The 16962-nt window shown below is 69.1% G+C and carries 20 protein-coding genes; 5 read left to right on the top strand and 15 right to left on the bottom strand.

Annotated elements, in window-relative coordinates; all coding sequences use genetic code 11:
* Positions 1–54: 54 nt before the first annotated feature.
* From fliG to ACFUTX_RS00595, 12 genes are all read right to left on the bottom strand, one after another.
* Complete coding sequence (fliG, locus tag ACFUTX_RS00650) at positions 55–1146, bottom strand: flagellar motor switch protein FliG (protein ID WP_378860271.1); 1092 nt, start codon at positions 1144–1146, stop codon at positions 55–57.
* Positions 1143–2786: a flagellar basal-body MS-ring/collar protein FliF gene (gene fliF / locus ACFUTX_RS00645; protein WP_378860270.1), complete on the bottom strand. Its 1644-nt coding sequence runs from the start codon at positions 2784–2786 to the stop codon at positions 1143–1145. The genes fliG and fliF overlap by 4 nt, the downstream gene beginning before the upstream one ends.
* Before the next feature lies 1 nt (position 2787).
* Positions 2788–3108, bottom strand: a complete 321-nt coding sequence (gene fliE / locus ACFUTX_RS00640) for a flagellar hook-basal body complex protein FliE (protein ID WP_378860269.1) — start codon at positions 3106–3108, stop codon at positions 2788–2790.
* Positions 3108–3500, bottom strand: a complete 393-nt coding sequence (flgC, locus tag ACFUTX_RS00635) for a flagellar basal body rod protein FlgC (RefSeq protein ID WP_378860268.1) — start codon at positions 3498–3500, stop codon at positions 3108–3110. The genes fliE and flgC overlap by 1 nt, the downstream gene beginning before the upstream one ends.
* Positions 3497–3844 (bottom strand): flagellar basal body rod protein FlgB, encoded by a 348-nt coding sequence (locus tag ACFUTX_RS00630; RefSeq protein ID WP_378860267.1) that lies wholly within the window; start codon positions 3842–3844, stop codon positions 3497–3499. Before ACFUTX_RS00630 ends, flgC begins: the two co-directional genes overlap by 4 nt.
* A gap of 109 nt (positions 3845–3953) precedes the next feature.
* Positions 3954–4232, bottom strand: a complete 279-nt coding sequence (locus ACFUTX_RS00625; RefSeq protein WP_378860266.1) for a hypothetical protein — start codon at positions 4230–4232, stop codon at positions 3954–3956.
* A 5-nt stretch (positions 4233–4237) separates the two neighbouring features.
* Positions 4238–4648: a flagellar export chaperone FliS gene (gene fliS / locus ACFUTX_RS00620; RefSeq protein WP_378860265.1), complete on the bottom strand. Its 411-nt coding sequence runs from the start codon at positions 4646–4648 to the stop codon at positions 4238–4240.
* A 51-nt stretch (positions 4649–4699) separates the two neighbouring features.
* Positions 4700–6061, bottom strand: a complete 1362-nt coding sequence (gene fliD, locus ACFUTX_RS00615; RefSeq protein WP_378860264.1) for a flagellar filament capping protein FliD — start codon at positions 6059–6061, stop codon at positions 4700–4702.
* A 103-nt stretch (positions 6062–6164) separates the two neighbouring features.
* The gene (locus tag ACFUTX_RS00610; RefSeq protein ID WP_378860263.1) at positions 6165–6992 is read right to left on the bottom strand and encodes a flagellin; all 828 of its coding nucleotides are present in this window, start codon (positions 6990–6992) and stop codon (positions 6165–6167) included.
* Between the two features lie 127 nt (positions 6993–7119).
* Positions 7120–7989, bottom strand: a complete 870-nt coding sequence (locus tag ACFUTX_RS00605; protein WP_378860262.1) for a sigma-70 family RNA polymerase sigma factor — start codon at positions 7987–7989, stop codon at positions 7120–7122.
* 210 nt (positions 7990–8199) lie between these two features.
* Positions 8200–8523, bottom strand: coding sequence for a hypothetical protein (locus ACFUTX_RS00600; RefSeq protein ID WP_378860261.1), 324 nt, complete (start codon positions 8521–8523; stop codon positions 8200–8202).
* A gap of 9 nt (positions 8524–8532) precedes the next feature.
* On the bottom strand, positions 8533–9525 hold the full coding sequence (locus ACFUTX_RS00595; RefSeq protein WP_378860260.1) for a DUF2599 domain-containing protein: 993 nt from the start codon (positions 9523–9525) through the stop codon (positions 8533–8535).
* A gap of 564 nt (positions 9526–10089) precedes the next feature.
* Here ACFUTX_RS00595 and ACFUTX_RS00590 point away from each other — a divergent pair.
* The gene (locus tag ACFUTX_RS00590) at positions 10090–12078 is read left to right on the top strand and encodes a diguanylate cyclase domain-containing protein (RefSeq protein WP_378860259.1); all 1989 of its coding nucleotides are present in this window, start codon (positions 10090–10092) and stop codon (positions 12076–12078) included.
* On the opposite strand, the gene ACFUTX_RS00585 is transcribed toward ACFUTX_RS00590, so the two are convergent.
* The gene (locus tag ACFUTX_RS00585; RefSeq protein ID WP_378860258.1) at positions 12031–12330 is read right to left on the bottom strand and encodes a hypothetical protein; all 300 of its coding nucleotides are present in this window, start codon (positions 12328–12330) and stop codon (positions 12031–12033) included. The two genes, ACFUTX_RS00590 and ACFUTX_RS00585, sit on opposite strands and share 48 nt — an antisense overlap.
* A 44-nt stretch (positions 12331–12374) precedes the next feature.
* Here ACFUTX_RS00585 and ACFUTX_RS00580 point away from each other — a divergent pair, with 44 nt between their 5' ends.
* Entirely contained in the window at positions 12375–12641 is a 267-nt protein-coding gene (locus tag ACFUTX_RS00580) for a hypothetical protein (RefSeq protein ID WP_378860257.1), read from the top strand.
* A gap of 59 nt (positions 12642–12700) precedes the next feature.
* Here the strand turns inward: ACFUTX_RS00580 and ACFUTX_RS00575 are convergent, their stop codons facing one another.
* Entirely contained in the window at positions 12701–13483 is a 783-nt protein-coding gene (locus ACFUTX_RS00575) for an EAL domain-containing protein (RefSeq protein WP_378860256.1), read from the bottom strand.
* A gap of 129 nt (positions 13484–13612) precedes the next feature.
* Between ACFUTX_RS00575 and ACFUTX_RS00570 the strand changes: the two genes are divergently transcribed.
* The 3 genes from ACFUTX_RS00570 (at position 13613) to ACFUTX_RS00560 (ending at position 15608) form a co-directional block, all read left to right on the top strand.
* A complete protein-coding gene (locus ACFUTX_RS00570) occupies positions 13613–13924 on the top strand; it encodes an ATP-dependent DNA ligase (protein WP_378860255.1) in 312 nt (103 codons plus the stop codon).
* Positions 13925–13986: 62 nt separating this feature from the next.
* A complete protein-coding gene (locus ACFUTX_RS00565; RefSeq protein WP_378860254.1) occupies positions 13987–14178 on the top strand; it encodes a hypothetical protein in 192 nt (63 codons plus the stop codon).
* 59 nt (positions 14179–14237) lie between these two features.
* A complete protein-coding gene (locus ACFUTX_RS00560) occupies positions 14238–15608 on the top strand; it encodes a diguanylate cyclase domain-containing protein (protein ID WP_378860253.1) in 1371 nt (456 codons plus the stop codon).
* A gap of 10 nt (positions 15609–15618) precedes the next feature.
* On the opposite strand, the gene ACFUTX_RS00555 is transcribed toward ACFUTX_RS00560, so the two are convergent.
* Complete coding sequence (locus tag ACFUTX_RS00555; protein ID WP_378860252.1) at positions 15619–16851, bottom strand: low temperature requirement protein A; 1233 nt, start codon at positions 16849–16851, stop codon at positions 15619–15621.
* Positions 16852–16962 lie beyond the last annotated feature (111 nt).

Here is a 16962-nt window from a genome sequence, read left to right as displayed (position 1 = left end):
TCGGCCCCGAAGCATCCGCAATCCTGCACATCTCCGTCGGGGTGACGCGAGCGGCTACTCGACGATCTCGTCCTCGTCGTCGCGCGAGAGAGTGATCTCGTCCGCCTTCTCGAGCTCGCGGATGATGCGCACGATCTCGGACCGGGCCTCGTCGACCTGACGCATGCGCACCGGTCCGAGGGTGCGGGTCTCCTCGGCGAGGTTCTCGCGGTTGCGCTCGGTCATGTTGCGGCTGATGACGTCGCGGATCTGCTCGTCGGCGCCCTTCAGCGCCAGCGCCAGCATGCGCAGATCGATGCCGCGAAGCACCCGCTGCGCATCGCGGTCCTCCAGGCGCACGATGTCGGCGAACGTGACCATGCGGCTGCGGATGTCTTCCGCCAGCGCCAGGTCGCGGCCTTCGAGGCTCGCCAGCAGGGATTTCTCGATCGCGGTGTCGGAGCGGTTGATGATCTCGACGAGCGGCTGCACGCCCCCGATCGCCTCGTGGACGTCGCGGATCGCGAACACGCCCGTGCGCGAGCGGAGCGAGTCGGCGACGATCGAGATCGCCTCCTGGGTCGCGGTGCCCATCGTCGCGATCGCCTGCGCGACGTCGGTGCGCAGCGGATCCTGCAGGGCGGCCAGCACGGCCGCGGCGCGGTCGGCGCGGAGGTTCGCGAGCACGACCGCCACCGTCGTCGGCAGTTCGCCCTCGAGGATCGTGGCGAGCTGGGCCGGATCGGCGGCGTTGAGGAAGTCGAACGACACCGCGCCCTGCGACATCACCCGCCCGACCATGCCGACCGCCTTCTCACGGCCGAACGCGGTCTCGAGCAGCCCCGTCGCGAGCTCCTGGCCGCCGCGGGACGGGACCGACCCGCCGACCGCGAGCCGGCGGAACTCGCCGAGGGCGCGCGCCGTCGCGGCGACGTCGACGCCGCCGAGCTGCGTGAGTTCGGCGGCCAGCAGTTCGGCGCGCGCCTCCCCCATGCGCCGAAGCACTTCCGCGCTCGCGGCGCGATCCATGTTGAGCAGCACGATCGCCGCCTTGCGCAGTCCGGTCATCGGCTCGGACAGCGAGGGCACAGAGGGCGCGGCATCCGGTGTCGTGGCGGGCTCCGCCGACTGCAGGTCGGCGAGCGGGTTGTCGGCCAGCAGGCTCATGCTTTCGCCTCATCCATCAGGTTGGTCAGCGCGAAGGCGACCGCCTCGGGATCGGCTTTCGCGATCTCGTCGATCTCGCGCCGGCGGCGCTCCACGAGCACCTGGTCGAGCTCGGGCTCGTCCTCCTCGAGGTCGAGGACCGCGGCGGGAAGGGCCTTCGTCGGCGGCGGCGAGGCGACGGCGAGCGGATCCTTCCACCCCTTGATCGCCTTGAGACGCTGCTCCTCGTCCTCGGTCATCGACGCCAGGTACTCGATCGGCCCGTCCTCGGTGAGAAGCACGCGGCGCTTCATGCGACGGCGCACGACCAGCGCCGCCACGACGATCGCCGCGGCCAGCACGATCGAGCCGCCGATGATGAGCGAGCGCAGCAGCTCCTGCTGGAACTGTGCGTTGCGCTCGGCCTCCGCCTGCGCCAGCGCGTTCGCGGCGGCGGCCGCCCCCGACTCGCTGAACTCGACGAACTCCACGGCGATGGTGTCGCCGCGTTCGGTGTCGATGCCCGCGGCCGTCGCCACCAGCGCCTCGACCTGGTCGGCTGTGACGCCGGCCACCGCCGCGCGGTTCAGGGCCACGCTCACGGTCTGCCGCGTCACCTCGCCCGCGGGGGTCACCGTCTTCTCGGTCGACTTGTTCACGGCGTTGCTGCGCGAGGTCTCCTCGTATTCGTAGGTGCCCTCGCCGTCGCCGCCGTTGGGCACGGCGATGTTGTCAGGTCCGAGCACGCCGGTTCCCGCCCCCGCGCCGCCGGTGTACGTCTCGGTCTTGGTCTGCTCCGACGGGCTGAGCTCGCCGTCGGGCTCGCTGTAGGTCTCTTCGAGCAGCTCCGACGTGGAGTTCGCGACGTCCGTCGACACCGTGACGGTGGCGTTGCCGGGGCCGACGATCGTCTCGAGCATCTGCGAGACGGCCGACGCCACCTTGGCCTCGTGCTCGGTCGCCTGCTTCGAGGCGTTGCCCGCCAGCCCGGCGCCGACGGCCGAGAGCACCTTGCCGTTCTGGTCGGTCACGGCGACATCCTCAGGGGTCATGCCGGCGACCGCGGCGCTGGTCAGGTGGACGATCGCCTGCACCTGGTCGTCGTCGAGCGTGGAGCCGTTCTGCGTCTTCACGAAGACCGAGGCGGTCGGGTTCTGCTTCTCCGACACGAACACGCTCTCCTCGGGGATCGCGAGCTGCACGCTCGCCGCCGAGATGCCCGTCATGGCGCTGATCGTGCTCGCCAGCTCGCCCTCGATGGCCCGCTTGTAGGTCACCGACTGCTGGAACTCGCTGGCCGTCACGCCCATCTCGTCGAGCAGCGTGTACCCCTCGCTGGTGTCGCCGGGGAGGCCCGCCGCGGCGGCCGCCAGTCGCTGGGGATAGACCTGGTCGTCGGGGACGAGCACGGTGGCGCCGCCCTCCGTCAGCTCGTACGAGACGCCGGCGGACTTCAGCTGCTCGACGACGGCCGAGGCGTCCGCCGCGCTGAGCCCGGTGAATAGGGGACTCATCTGGGGGCGCGTCAGCCACGCGCCGAGGGCGATGGCTCCCATGGCCAGCAGGGCGACGCCGATCACGGCGATCGTGAACTGCGCGAGCGTGAAGCCCGACACGACCTGCTTCGCGCGGCCGTAGTAGGTCGTCAGCATCTGGGGCATGTCAGGCCTGCATCCTCATGATGTCGTTGAAGGCGGCGACGCTGCGGTCGCGCACCGCGACCACGAGATCGAGGGTCACCGCCGCGCGGGTGGCGGCGATGGTCGCCTGGTGGATGTCCTGCAGGTCGCCGGTGACCGCCTGCACGGCGAGCTCGTTGGACGTCGACTGCAACTGCTGCAGGTTCTCGACGGCGCCGGTGAGGGAGGTCGCGAAGCTTCCCGCGGACGCCGGGTTCGCGGCATCCGTCCCGCCCTTCTCGAAGCTGAGCGGCGTGAGCGCGTTGGCGCCGACCGCCGAGAGCGCGTCGATCGGGGCGGCCATCAGCTGCGTCCGATCTGCAGAGCGGCCTCGTACGTGGTCTTCGCCCGGTCGACGACCGCCGCGCTGGCCTCATACCCGCGCTGGGCGAGGATGAGCATGCTCATCTGGTCGCCGAGGTCGACGTTGGGGTACTGCACGTAGCCGTTCTCATCGGCGTAGGGATGCTGCGGGTCGTAGACCAGCTTGGCGTCCGCCTCGGACTCGACGACGCCCGCGACGTAGACGCCGGGGCTCTCGCCGCCGGCCTGCACGGTGACGAACCGCTCGCGGAAGGCCTCCTGGCCCGGAGGCGTCGCCGTGTTCACGTTGGCGATGTTGTCGCTCAGCGCATCCAGCCACTTGCGGTGCGCGTTCAGTCCGGTGCCGGCGATGCCGATCGCGTCGAAGGTCATGCCGAGGCCTGCCCGATCGCCTTGCTGATCGACGTCGCCTGCCCGCCGAGCGCCTGGCTGGCGAACTGGAACCGCAGGACCGTGTCGATGTTCGACAGCGTCTCGGTGTCGAGATTGACGTTGTTGCCGTTCAGCCTGGTCGGTTCGAGCGAGCGCTCCACGCTCGCCTCGACGGCGCCCGAGCCTCCCGCGACGGCGGACCTCAGCTCGTCCTCGAAACGGACGCGCTGGGCCTGGTAGCCGGGGGTGTTGATGTTGGCGATGTTGTCGGCGATCGCGCGCTGGCGCAGCGCCAGCCCATCGAGCGCGCTGGACAGCGCGGTGGCGGTGACGGATTCGAGCACGGCGGCACTCCGGATGCTTCGGGGAAGGGCCGATCCGTGGCCAGACGTCGAGCAATCCGTGCTCGGAGCCGACTATCGCGACACCCCCGCGATGGCGTAACCGTCCGGGTCAGCCTTCGATGTCGAGATAGGCCGGTGCGTCCGCGGGCGTCGTCGGCACGCGGCGGAGCGCGGCGAGCTGACGCGCCACCTTCGCCCGCGACGTGATGACGCTGCTGATCATGAGCTGCTGCCGCGCGAGGATCGCCTCGGCGCGCTCGCGCAGCTCCTCCGGCGGAGGGCCCGGCGGCGGCTCGAAGTCCTGCGGCACCACGTGACCGTCGGCCGCGTCGAGGGCGCTCTCGAACTGGTCGAGGAGACGCAGCCAGGCCGCGAGATGGTCGGCCATGTCGGTCAGGCCACAGCGGAGGCGATGGATGCCGCGACCGGCGCGAGCTGCGCGGCAGCCTGATGCCACGCGTCGCGGAGCGGGGCGACCAGCTCGCGGCACTCCGCGGTCACGGCGCGGTCGCGATTCACGTTCGCGACGATCAGGCGGCCCGTCACGTACGTGTACACCGCGCGCAGGCCCTCGGAGCCGTCCCAGGCGTCGGTCAGCGAGGCGTTCAGTTCGGCGACGATCTGCTGCGCATGGACCAGGTGGGTCCCGGCGCCGGCCCAGTCGGCGGCCTCCTGCGCCGCGCCGGCGCGATCGATGTCGACCAGCAGGCGGTCGTAGAGCAGGGTCACGAGGCGAGCGGGTGAGGCCGAGGCGACCTGCTGTTCGAGGTACTGCTGCTTGGCACGTTCCGGGGAGGTGCGCATCGTCGGTGCTCCAGTGCGGTCGGTGAGTGGGACGGGAAGCTGGTCGGGCGCTCAGGACTTCTCGGGTGTGAGTCCGGCGATCTGGGACGACAGCCACGAGGACTGCGACTGCAGCGACGAGAGCTGCACCTCGAGCTGCGCGTATGTGCGCTCGAGGGTGGCTCGACGCTGCTCGAGGCGCAGGTCCCAGCGCTCGACCTGGGTCTGCAGGCTCTTGACCTCGGCCTGCTGACCGGTGATGCGCTGTGTGAGCAGACCGTCGTACTTGTCGGAGTACTGACTCGTCGTCTGCTGCACGCGGCCCGCGATCTGCGAGAACATCGCCTGCGTGGCGGCGGGGTCGTCGGCGAGCGCGGCGGCGAACTTCTCCGCGTCGAAGCTCAGGACGCCCTTCTCGTTGATCGCGATCCCGATCGTCGAGGGCGACCTGCCGTCGACGGGGGCCTGCACCGCCGACGCGAGGGCGGTGCGAAGCGAGCGCACGGTGCTGTCGCCCGTGAAGACACCGAGCCGGGTCTTCTCCCCCTGCTCGCCGATGGTCGCCTTCGACCCGTTGTCGATGCGGGTGAGGAGGCCCGCGATGTCTTTGACGAACGCCCCCGCAGAGGCGGTCTGGGCCTTCGCGTCGAGCGCGACCGACACGACGACCGGGTCGGCGCTGGCCTTCGAGACCGTCACGTCGATGCCCGCGGCGACGGTGAACGTATTCGTGCCGCTGGTCAGCGTCTGCTCGGCGGCCGTCCCCGCGAAGAGGCGGATCCGCGCGTCCGCGCCGGCCGCGAGGACCGCCGCCCCCGCCTCGGTCGCGACATCCGTCGACGTGCCCGCCGTCACCTGAGCGGCCGTTCCTCGGTGGAGCGAGAAGGCCGCAGCGGCACCGGTCTCGCCGGCGGTGAGCTGGATCCGCGACAAGGGCTGCCCCGAGGCATCCGTCCCCGCCGGAACGACCGTCGCGACGACCCCGGATTTCGAGGCATTGATGGCCTTGGCGAGGTCCTGCGGGCTCGAACCCGTGGGCGTCACCTCGGTCTTCGTGCCATCGGAGGCCACCACGGTGAACGTGCCTCCCCACGCGCCGGATCCCGCGGCGGCGGTGACGACGGAGTGTGCGGATGCCACCGCGTCGACGACGACGCTCGTGGAGAAGGCACTGGCCGTGGATCCCCCCGTGACGGTGACGGTGTCGGATGACGAGGAGGCGGTGAAGGCCGCGAGCGACGTCGTCGACGACGCCTTCTTCGCCTTGTCGAACATCTCCTGCAGCGAGGTGTTGAGGCTCTGGAGGTTCGTGATGATCGAGGTGCGGTCGGTGATCTTCGCGGTGAGCAGCGTCTTCGGGATCGCGTGCACGTTCATCAGCGCGTCGATCATCTCGGCGGTCTGCAGACCGGACACCAAGCCGTCGATCTTCATCCTCGGATGCCTTCCGTTTCGGGGCGAGTCTCGGTATGGGAAGGCGCCCGGGCGGAAGGTGAGTCCCGCCCGGGCGCCTCGTCAGCGCCTACGGCGCAGCGGCTCAGCGGAGCAGCTGCAGGACGCCCTGGCCCGACTGGTTGGCCTGCGCGAGCATGGCGGTGCCGGCCTGCTGCAGGATGTTCGACGCCGTGTAGCGGACCATCTCGGCCGCCATGTCGGTGTCGGCGATCCGGCTCTTGGCCGCGGCCAGGTTCTCGGCCGAGACCTGCAGCGAGTTGATCGTCGACTCGAAGCGGTTCTGCGCCGCACCGTAGCCGGCACGAGCGGTCGAGACAGCGGTGATCTCGGTGTCGATCGAGGCGATCGAGGTGAGGGCGTTGGCCGCCGTGTCGACCGTGAGCGCCTTGATGTCGGCGCCGAGGGTCGAGAAGTCGGTCAGCGTGACCGCGATCTGGTCCTCGGCGGCGGTCGAGCCGGCACCGACCTGGAACGTCAGCGACGCGTTGTCGCCGTTCAGCAGCTTGATGCCGTTGAAGTTGGTGCTCTCCGCCACCCGGGTGAGCTCGTCGCCCAGGGCGTCGATCTCGGTCTTGATGGCCGCGCGGGAGTCGGCGTTGTTGGAGTCGTTGCCCGCCTGCACCGCGAGGTCGCGGACACGCTGCAGGATCGAGTGCACCTCGGTGAGCGCACCTTCAGCGGTCTGGATGACCGAGATGCCGTCCTGAGCGTTGCGCGCGGCGACGTTCAGTCCGTTGACCTGCGCACGCAGGCCCTCGGAGATGGCGAGACCTGCGGCGTCGTCGGCGGCGCGGTTGATGCGCAGACCGCTCGAGAGCTTCTCGAGCGACTTCGACACATCGTTCTGGTTCGCCGACAGGTTGCGGTACGCGTTGAGAGCACCGACGTTGGTTGCGATCTGAAGACCCATGATTTTTCCTCCGTGGCTGGGGTCCGGATACAGGCCCGTCCGTGGTCCTGCACCTCCGACTTTCGCGACGCCCCGCCTGCGCGTAACCGCGCCGCCGAAGTTTTTTCGAATCGCCGCGGCGGGGCCGTCAGGACGCGATCAGCAGCTCGTCGGAGCGGCCGGGGGTGAGACGCGGTGCGCGACGTGCGGCGGCGCCGAAGACGGCGTCGAAGAAGTCGGCGCGCGTCTTGGTCGCGCGGTCGACCTCCTCGCCGGATTCCCAGGCCTCCATCGCCTCGCGCATGAGCGTCAGGCCGTTGCGGCGCACCTTCGAGACGTAGGCGTGACTCACTCCGAGCTCGTCGGCGAGATCCTTCACCATGCGGTCCTCGAGGTAGATCCCTCGGATCACCTGCTGCATCGGCGCGGGCAGGGCCTCGACGACCCGGAGCAGCATGTCCCGCGTCTCGGACTGCTCCACGGCATGTTCGGGCAGGATCACGCTGTCGGTGAGGTCCGCCGCCTGTCGGCCTTCCTCCGCATCGAAGTGCGCCTCGAAGCTCGTTGCGGTACGGACCATGTCGTCGAGACGGAGCGCGTCGGCGACGGCATCCTCGTCGAGACCGGATTCCCGGGCGAGCTCCGCCGTCGTCCCCTCACGGCCGGTACGGGCTCGAACGGCTTCGGCCGCGACGGTCACGCGCTGGATCTTCACACGGCCGCGCTCCCCCGCCGGGTCGGCAGCCCGCATCTCGTCGAGCATGGCCCAGTTGATCTGGTTGCGCGCGAAGGCTCCGAACGGGATGCCGCGCTCGGGCTCGTAGGACTGCGCGGCGCGCGCGAGGCCGAGCATCGCCGCCGACATTAGGTCGTCGAGGTCGACGTGGCGGGCGGTCCTCGCCTTCTCGACGGCGAGGAACTTGGCGAGCGGGACATTCTCGCGGGCGAGGTCATCCGGCGAGGGGCCTGATCTCCGCGCGTCGGCGGAATCAGCAGAAAAGACGTATCGGCTCGACAACGTGACTCCGTGTGTTTGTTGGCTCGTTTACGAGCGAAAATAGCACGTTCCCCACGAATGCGAGATGAAAAGTTTTCGTCGTTGACGGAGTTTGGCTGTGCGCTCGATGCGGCCGATCCGCGGCGTGATCGCGAGAGCTCGGCCGCGGACACACAAGAGCTGACTGTCGCGTCCCGCGTTTGGCGAGCGCGCGACAGTCATCTCATGGGTCTACGGGCGGTGATGGGCGGAAGCGGGCGCTCCGGTCGAAACGTCGTCCGTATCGGCGGCGATCTTGCGGTTGGCGCTCGCGAGCTTCACGGCAGCGAGGATGATGAGTCCATCCACGCACAGAAGCAGGAACAGCGACGCGCACGCAGCGAGCCACAGCAGATCGGCGTTCGGCAGCAGCCGTGTCGAGTCCATTCCAGATGCGGACTCCATGCGGTTGATCGCGGCGGTATCGGCGATCTGCCAGAGCACGAAGAACGCGACGACAGCGAGGTTCAGGCCGGCCAGTGCAAACCCGATGAGCACACCGAGATTGTTCTTCATGTTCGGCTCCTAGTTGCAGCTGTTCGCGACGAAGCCCGCGTAGCCACGATTGGGAAGCTTCGAGTCAAGACCCCAGTATTCCTTGTTGGGCGCGCGGAGTCGGACGATGTCGTAGTGGCAGTAGAACTGGCCACTCATCGACGCAGTGTTCGGGTTCGGCCAGCCGCTACGCGGCGTCTTGCTCAGCGTTTCCGACCACGCTGCCCAGCGCGCTCCGATCGGCCCGTAACGCCCCCACCACGTGGGATAGACCTTCAGCGTCGGGCTGTACTGCCACAGGTTGCGCGCCCAGACCGCCTTCTCGATAAGAGCGAAGCCGAGCCAGGGGTCCGCGACGACCGGGTAATCGACGCCGGTACCGTGGTCCACGATCTGGGTCAGGGTGGTGCCGGCAAGCTCGTACCGTGTCGGAATCGCGGTCCCGTCGGCGTCGTTCGCCCATGCCGGGGCGACCCCTCCGAGCCATGCCCCGTCGGTGCCGATGAACGAGACAGCGCCCGTTTCGGGATCCAGCTCCGCCGTAGCGCCGTCGGGAAGAGTGAGGGGGTAGTCGTATCGCGTCGGCGCATCGGGGCCGTCGATGGTCGTCGCGACCTGAACGGAGCCGTCCTCCTTCACGACGGGGACCGTCGTTGATCCATCTCCGTTGTCGTAGGACACGACGCCGTTGCCCTCTTTGGTAGCGGTGGCGGCCGATTCGGCGTTGGGAAGCCCCAAGCCGACAACCCCTCCACCGGCGGCGCCGCTGTCGAGAGTGATGCCGTCTGCCGGATCGACCGGAACCGTCACACTCACCGCGGTGGAGTCCGCCTCAAGGTCGATCGCGACCTCCCCGGAGCCGTCGCCCGGTGCGTCGGCAACGCCCTCCAGAACTTCAGGGGCAGCTGCCTGGATCGCGGCCAGCGCGTCGGAGCCGGGCTCTTCAGCATTGGCTGGGACAAGCACACCTCCAGTCAGGATCACAGCAGTCACAGCCGCGGTGCACATCAATTTTGAACGCAAGCCCGCGCTCCTTTCGTTCCTCATCAGCGGGACGCTGTCGACCCTTCTCTTCATGCGTCAGCAGAACGCGCAAGAAAGACGGCGGCAGCATCTCCGGTCTGGCCACGCTCATCGATCAGGCGATACCGTGCGTGCCATCACGCGAGATTTGCGTGGTTAGGCAACGAGGGTTTAGTAGGTGATGGGCGCTGGGGCACACCCCTCGGGTTCGGGTATGTGTCAGTGCGCGCAACCGGCGGAATGCGGCATCCCTTCGCGATCCGTCCCGCGCACGGGCGGTAGTGGACAGCGCCGCACGGGCCGAATCGAGAGCGGGATACGGTCTCTTCAGTGGGTGCGGATTCCGGCGAGGGGATCCGCACCCCGCTTCTTTTCGAAGAGCTTCACACGGTGAACGAAATCAGCTAGCTTGCCTAACTAGATTCTGACCAGGCGAATTCTGAGGTATTTCACTCAGTTGACGAGGTTTCTCGTCACTGATGTGCCGTACATTCGTAGGTACGGATCCAGCAAGCCGGGGGGCAGCGGTTCGTCCGTCTCAGCTCAGGTCGAAGGGATCCGCACGTGACCGACGCTCATACCCTCTCCGCCGACGATCAGGACGATCGTCTCCTGGGCGAATTGCAGCGGGCAAGGGAGTGCGCGGCCGAACCCATCCGGACCATCGGGCGCATCCAGTCGCACGGCACCGTCTTCGGCATCGACGACGTCACCGGGATCGTCGTGATGGCGAGCGAAGATGCCTCGCAGTGGCTCGGTCGCGATCTCCGCGGCGCGGGCGACGCGCAGTTCGACTGGGCGCTCACCCAGGGCCTCGCCATCGACCCCGTGCGGGTCGAGTTCGACGGCGGAACGTTCGACATGATCGTCCACCGGGGCACGTCGCCGCTCATCGTCGAACTCGAACCCGTCATCGCGGGCCTCGACTACGTGCGCACCGGCGTGGTCGGAGCGATTCAGCGCCTGGCGTCGATCACGGATCCGGACGAGCTCCGGCAGACGGCGGCTCGAGAGATCAAGCGCGTCACCGGATATGACCGCGTCATGTGCTATCACTTCCACGACGACGGGCACGGACAGGTGGTCGCCGACGAGCGGGAGCCCGACATGGAGCCCTACTTCGGCCTGCACTTCCCGGCATCCGACATCCCTTCGCAGGCCCGCGCCCTCTACCTGGAGAAGCGGTCGAGGGTGATCGCCGACACCGACGATCCCGGCCTCGCTCTCGAGACGATCCTCGACCCGGCACCCGAATTCGATCTCGGGCCGAGTGAACTCCGGGCGTCGTCACCGCACCACCTGCAGTTCATGCGCAACATGGGGCAGGTGTCGACGGTGTCGTTCGCGATCGTGTCGGACGACCGACTCGTCGGGATGTTCACCTGCGCGCACCGATCCCCGCGTCGGATCCCGGTGCTGCTCCGACGCGCCCTCGAGGTGCTCGCCTCGCAGGTCGCGTCGCAGCTGCTCGCCGCCGAGCAGATCCGGTCGCTGCGCCGTCAGCTCGAGGCGCGCCAGCGCCGCGCGGCGATCACCGCACCGCTGTACGGACGTCGTGACGCCGGAGACGTGCTCATGAGCGGCGAGCGGACCGTCCTCGACATCGTGCCCGCCGACGGCGCGATCCTGCGACTCAATCGCGTGATCCACACCGTCGGGCTGGTGCCCGATCCCGAGCTCGTCCTCGCAGACGGGAACGTGTCCGGCCACACCCCGCTGATCACCGAGTCGCTGACCGCCGATCACCCCGACCTCGCGCGGCTGATGCCCCAGGTCGCGGGCATGCTCGCCGTTCCGCTGGGTCCCGAGGGCGACTGTCTGCTGTTCTTTCGCGGCGAGGTCGCGCGATCCGTCGACTGGCTCGGCGACCAGCGGCCCTCGAATCGCGACCAGCCGCTCTCTCCCCGCCGGTCGTTCTCCGCGTGGCGCGAAGAGGTCCGCGGCAAGAGCCTGCCGTGGGCGGAGCACGGCCAGGACGCGTTCGAACTCGGAGAGGACATCCGCGTCGCGCTCGCCTCGCGCGCGCAGGCCGAGCTCGCCGAGCTCGCGTGGCGCGACTCGCTCACCGGGCTCCACAATCGCCGGTTCCTGGACGACCGGCTCGCCGATCTGCTGCGCGACGCCACGCGCGCGGCTGTGGTCTTCCTCGACCTCGACGACTTCAAGATCATCAACGACACCCACGGACACGAGACCGGCGACTCGGTGCTCGCGACGATCGGCAAACGGCTCGCGTCGGTTTCGCGGGGCACGGATGTCGTCGCCCGACTCGGAGGCGACGAGTTCGTCATCGTCTGCGTGGGAGCGGGCGCGGAGGATGCCGCGGCGATCGCGCGTCGCGCGATCGGTGCGATCGCCGAGCCCATCGCCGTCGAGGGCGTGCTGGTTGGCCTCGCGGGATCGGCCGGAGTAGTCGTCGTCGAGCCGGGCCTGAGCGCCAGCGAGGTGCTCAGCGCCGCGGACGCGGCGATGTACGAAGCGAAGCGATCCGGTGGCGGTCGCGTCTCACTGGGCGGGTTGCGGCTCGGGAACGATCCGCAGTCCGCCGGGTGAGTTGGCGGTGTCGACGAGGTCCTGCAGCCACGCCTTGCTGATCTCGGGCATCTTGCCCTCGTACTCGAAGCGCAGCGGCACGGTGGGAGCGATCCACACCGCCTGACGATGCGTGCCGTCCTCGTGGGCGATGGAGAACGACAGACTCTCCCGTCGCCGCAGCTTCGCCATGATCACGAGTTCGACGTGGGCGAGGGTGCGGTCATCAAGGTCGAAAGATACCGGCGGAGAGCCGTAATGGAAAGCGCCCATTCGTCCATGTTAGGTGCCCGAGTCCGCCAGGCTACGCTTGACACATGGCGATCCTGCACAGGCTGACAGTCGACGGTCGAGACTACTTCCTGCCCGACCCCGTCACCGAGCTGAAGGAGCAGATCCTCGGCGCCATCCGGCAGGGCGGCGGCTATGTCACCATCCCTCCGCTGCGCGGGGGCCCGGGGCTCGACATCCTGTTCTCCCCCGGCATGCCGGTCGCATGGGCGCAGATCGAGGTTCCCGACGCGCAAGGGGCGGGCGCGGATGCCGCGGCCGGCGACTCCGACATCGACGGCTACGACGTCTGACTCCCTGCGGGGCGAGCCCCGCTAGGCCCGACGATCGCGGCCGTTCGGGGGTTGACCGGTCAGGGGTTCGAGAGGACCCGCGTCAGCTCCTCGGCCGACGTCGGCTGCCCCCAGAGGTAACCCTGCCCGCGGTCGCAGTGACGCTTCCACGCGCGCTCGAGGTCGTCGACGGTCTCGATCCCCTCGGCCACCGTTCGCCACCCGTGCTCGGAGCTGGTGCGGATGAGGGCCGCGATGAGCTCGTCGGCCGTCTCGTCGCTCCGGCGCGTGAGGGCGCGGTCGATCTTGATCTCGTCGAGCGGAAGAGTCTCGAGCATCGGGATGGTCGTGATGGTGCCGTTGAAGTCATCGACCGAGATCGCGATACCGACTTCCCGCAGCGCCTCGATCGCCGACCGCATCTCGGGTCGAAGCTGAGGCGGTGCGGTCTCGGTGATCTCGATCGTGAGCGCCGAGGGGGCGAGCCCGGAAAGGCGGAGGGTCTCGACGATGCGCTCGGCGTACTCCATCGTGAACGGACTCGGCGACGAGTTCGCCGCCAGGCCGAGGTCGAACCCGAGGTCGCGCCACTCCTTCACCTGGGTGGCCGCCTTGCCGAGCACGTAGAGGTCGAGCTCCGCCAGGAATCCGGTCTTCTCAGCGACGGGAATGAAGGTGTCGGGCGGGATGGGGCCGAGCACCGGGTGGTTCCAGCGACACAGCGCCTCCACCGTCACGGGTGTCGAGGAGAACGGGTCAGGCGCCCCGGGTGCCAGCTCCCACTGCAGCTGATACGCGATGTCGAGGCTCGCCGAACCCAGCGCCTCGCGCAGGTCGTGAGCGATCGAAACGGAACCAGTCATGTCATTCAGGGTCAGCTATCAGCGGATCACGTGCAACGCGAGCATTCTCGCACGGATGGGAGTACGATACGGCCACCACATCGGTACGCCGTGTCCGGATTGTGCTTCAGCGCACTTAGGATGACACCGATGGGCACGCTCACCTATGACTCAAAAATCGTCGCGCAGTTCGACGACCGCGTCCTCGCTCACCTGCAGCACGTGATCTGGGGCAAGCTCCGACGAGGCGAAGCATTCCCCTTCACCTGGAACGATCCGGGGCGCGCCGGTATCGGCCGCACCTCCGTGTGGCTGAGCCCGAGCGCATCGGTGGCCTTCCAGTACTTCGGGGGGCGGGTCGCCAGCCTGAACCCGGCGTGGGTCGACGCGCTCAACAAGGCGGCCAACTCTCCCGCCGGCCTCACTCTGGTGCCCGAACCGGGCGAGACCTCGGACGCCTAGCGCACTACCGCGCTTTCGTCAATGGCGCGTTGCGGCTCAGGCCGACGATTACCGTCGTCGACATGAGCACCGGCACGATCACCCGCATCGTCGGTGGTCGGCCTGCCCGCCGCACCACCCTTCGAGAAGCTTCCGTACCCCGTCTCGACTTCGAGAGCACCTGGCCCCCGAGGGCATCCGTCATCGTGCTCGCTGTCGCGAACGCCGCCATCGCGGCCGCGCTTTTCGCCACTTCGCTAGCACTTTTCGGCTAGCGGACGCAACGGGTTTGGCGCTTGCTCGCGCGCCAGGCTAGCCTTCGCCTCAGCGGCCTGTGACGCGTGTCCCTGCTGCGAGACGGGAGCAGGGGTTGGGTGAAGCGGATGCGATTCCCGTCGGAGTCGTACGCCTCGACGGGCGGCGCCGGATCGTGGACGCGAACGAATGGTTCACGAAGTGGACGGGGCGGTCGCCGGCGGAGCTCGCCGGTCGTTCGATCGACGAGTTCTTGACGCACGCGGACGGCGACCTGTTCCCGGCGAACACCGGACCCGGTCCGTGGATGATGCTCGACCCGCGCCGGCCACACCGTGCGGTGATGGTCGCGCGCGACAGCGAAGTCGACGAAGAGGTGCTGGTGCTCACCGAGGCATCCGAGCGCTGGCGCGCCCTCTCGGATCTGCGGCGACGGCATGCGCTGGCAGATCGCACGAGGAATCGACTCGAACTCATCATGGACTCGTCCGTCGCGTTCTCCACCGCCACCACGGAGGAGCGTCTCGCGGAGGTGCTGGCGAACGCCGCGGCCCGCGCGTACCGGGCGGAAGAGGCATCCGTCTACCTGCACCGTCCGGACGGCACGAGCGGCCTCGCGGCCGGCCGAGAGCCCCTCGGCGGCGGCGTCGACGCGGATTCGATCATCACCCTGGTCAGCGCTCCCCGACGGGTCGTCAAGGTCGTCGGCGCGGAGGAGGGGGAGAGGCTCCTCCCCGGACTCGGCGCCTCGATGCAGCTGGCCGGTGTGGGGGCGCTGATCGCCGCACCGCTCCACCACGAAGAGACCGACTTCGGCGCCTTCGCCGCCTGGTTCCACCACGATCGCACCTTCGATGAGGAGGCGGCCCCCCTCGCGGAGGCTCTCGCCGGGCAGGCGGCGCAGGCGCTCGCCACCCTCCGGCTCCAGACGCGGCTCGCTCACGCCGCCACCTACGACGAGGTGACAGGGCTGCCCAACCGGCGGCTGCTCGAGGCCGAACTCGACGCGGTGGTCGGCCGCACCGGGTGCGCCGTGCTCTTCATCGATCTCGACGGGTTCAAAGAGGTCAACGACCGGCTCGGTCACCAGTTCGGCGACCGTGTGCTGCGCGACGCCGGGCACCGGCTGCTCGCGGCCGTCCGCACCGACGACCTCGTCGCACGGTACGGCGGCGACGAATTCGTGATCGTCTGCGAAACCGACGACCCGAGCGTCGCCACCGACATCGCCCAGCGTGCCCTCGACCGCCTGCACGGCGATGGCGAGTCCGGCAGGCGGCTCTTCGGCGCGAGCATCGGGGTCGCCGTCGCTCCCGCGGGAAGCCCGCTGTCTGCGGAGCAGCTGATCCGCAACGCCGACCTCGCGATGTACCGGGCCAAGACCGCCGGCGGGAACCGCATCGCTCTGGCCGGAGACGGCTCCACGGTGGGCGTGCACTCGGGGGCCTGAAGCCCGCGGGTCACGACCGGGCGTCGGCCGCCCGGTGCAGCCGGCTTTCGATCAGCGCGATCACCGCCATGAGCGACGCCGCAACCGTGAGCGCCCACATCGGCGGTACGGTCGCGAGAAGCGGGATGGCGGCGATGAACACGACCGCCTCGACGGCGCGCATCAGGAAGCGGCGCTGACCGATCAGCACCGCGAACAGGATCGTTCCCGCCGCGAACGTGGCGATGCCGGCACCGAGCGCCGCGGCGCCGAAGACGCCGAAGGGTTCGGGATCGTCGATGTGCTTCATGGCGTCCTCGATCCCGAGCGCCGTCAAGATGATGCCGGCCACGATGACGAAGTGGCCGTAGGAGTAGGCATCCGCCCCCAGAATCGCGCGCTGTCGCTCGTCGCGAGCCTCCAGCACCGCCTCGCCCGCCGCGGCCAAGCGCGCGAAGTACGACCACCAGAGCAGCACCGAGACGATGACCGACATCGCGGAGCCGGTGACGATCGCGAGGTCGATGGGCTCCTGCGCCACGCCGACGCCGATCGCCACGATCGACTCGCCGAGAGCCAGGATCACCACGAGCCCGTGGCGCTCCGCCCAGTGCGAGGCCGACGGCAGGCGCCACCCGCGCCCGAGCGTCGAGCCCACACGCGTGGCCGCCAGGTCGTACACGATGGCGACGAGCCACAGCCACACCTGCGCAGCGCCGCCGATCGCCGCGCCGACGAGCACGAGAGAGACGGCCGGCACCATCGCCACGAGGAAGAACAGCAGCTGACGGCGGAGGCCCGGATCCTCCCAGCCCACCACCGCATACAGCGAGATGTGGATGACCCGCACGGCGAGATAGGCGCACGCGAACACCATCGGCCCGCTCCAGCCGCCGGGCAGGTCGTCGTAGGCCTCGGGGATGGTCAGCGCCGCGACGAACACTGCGATCATCGCGGCCGTGATCACCGTGCGGAGGAGGGGCTGGTCGGCTGCCGCGGCGTTGGAGATCCAGCTGAATCCCACCCACGTCCACCACAGCAGCGACAGGACGATGAGCGCCTGGGCGATCCCGATCGCGGAGTGCGTCTCGGCCATCAGCCGCGAGACCTGCGTGAACGCGAACACGTAGACGAGATCGAAGAACAGCTCGAACGTCGTCACCCGGCTCGTCCCGCCCGCGACGCTGGGGATCGGCAGACGCCGTCTCGCGCCTCCGCCCCGCGATCGCGGGGAGGCGGCCGGCGCCGTCTCGCTCTCCGACATGCCCGTCACTCCTTCGCCGCGTGCGTTCTCATGACGCCTCGCCGTGGCCAGTGTGCTCGGGGGCCGGGCGCTCGTGCAAGTGCGACCGCCGGCACAGTTCAGGCGGGCGGT

The organism is Microbacterium sp. NPDC057407, assembly GCF_042803895.1.
In the GTDB taxonomy this organism is placed as follows: Bacteria; Actinomycetota; Actinomycetes; order Actinomycetales; family Microbacteriaceae; genus Microbacterium.
This window is presented reverse-complemented; position numbering and strand designations above follow the sequence as displayed.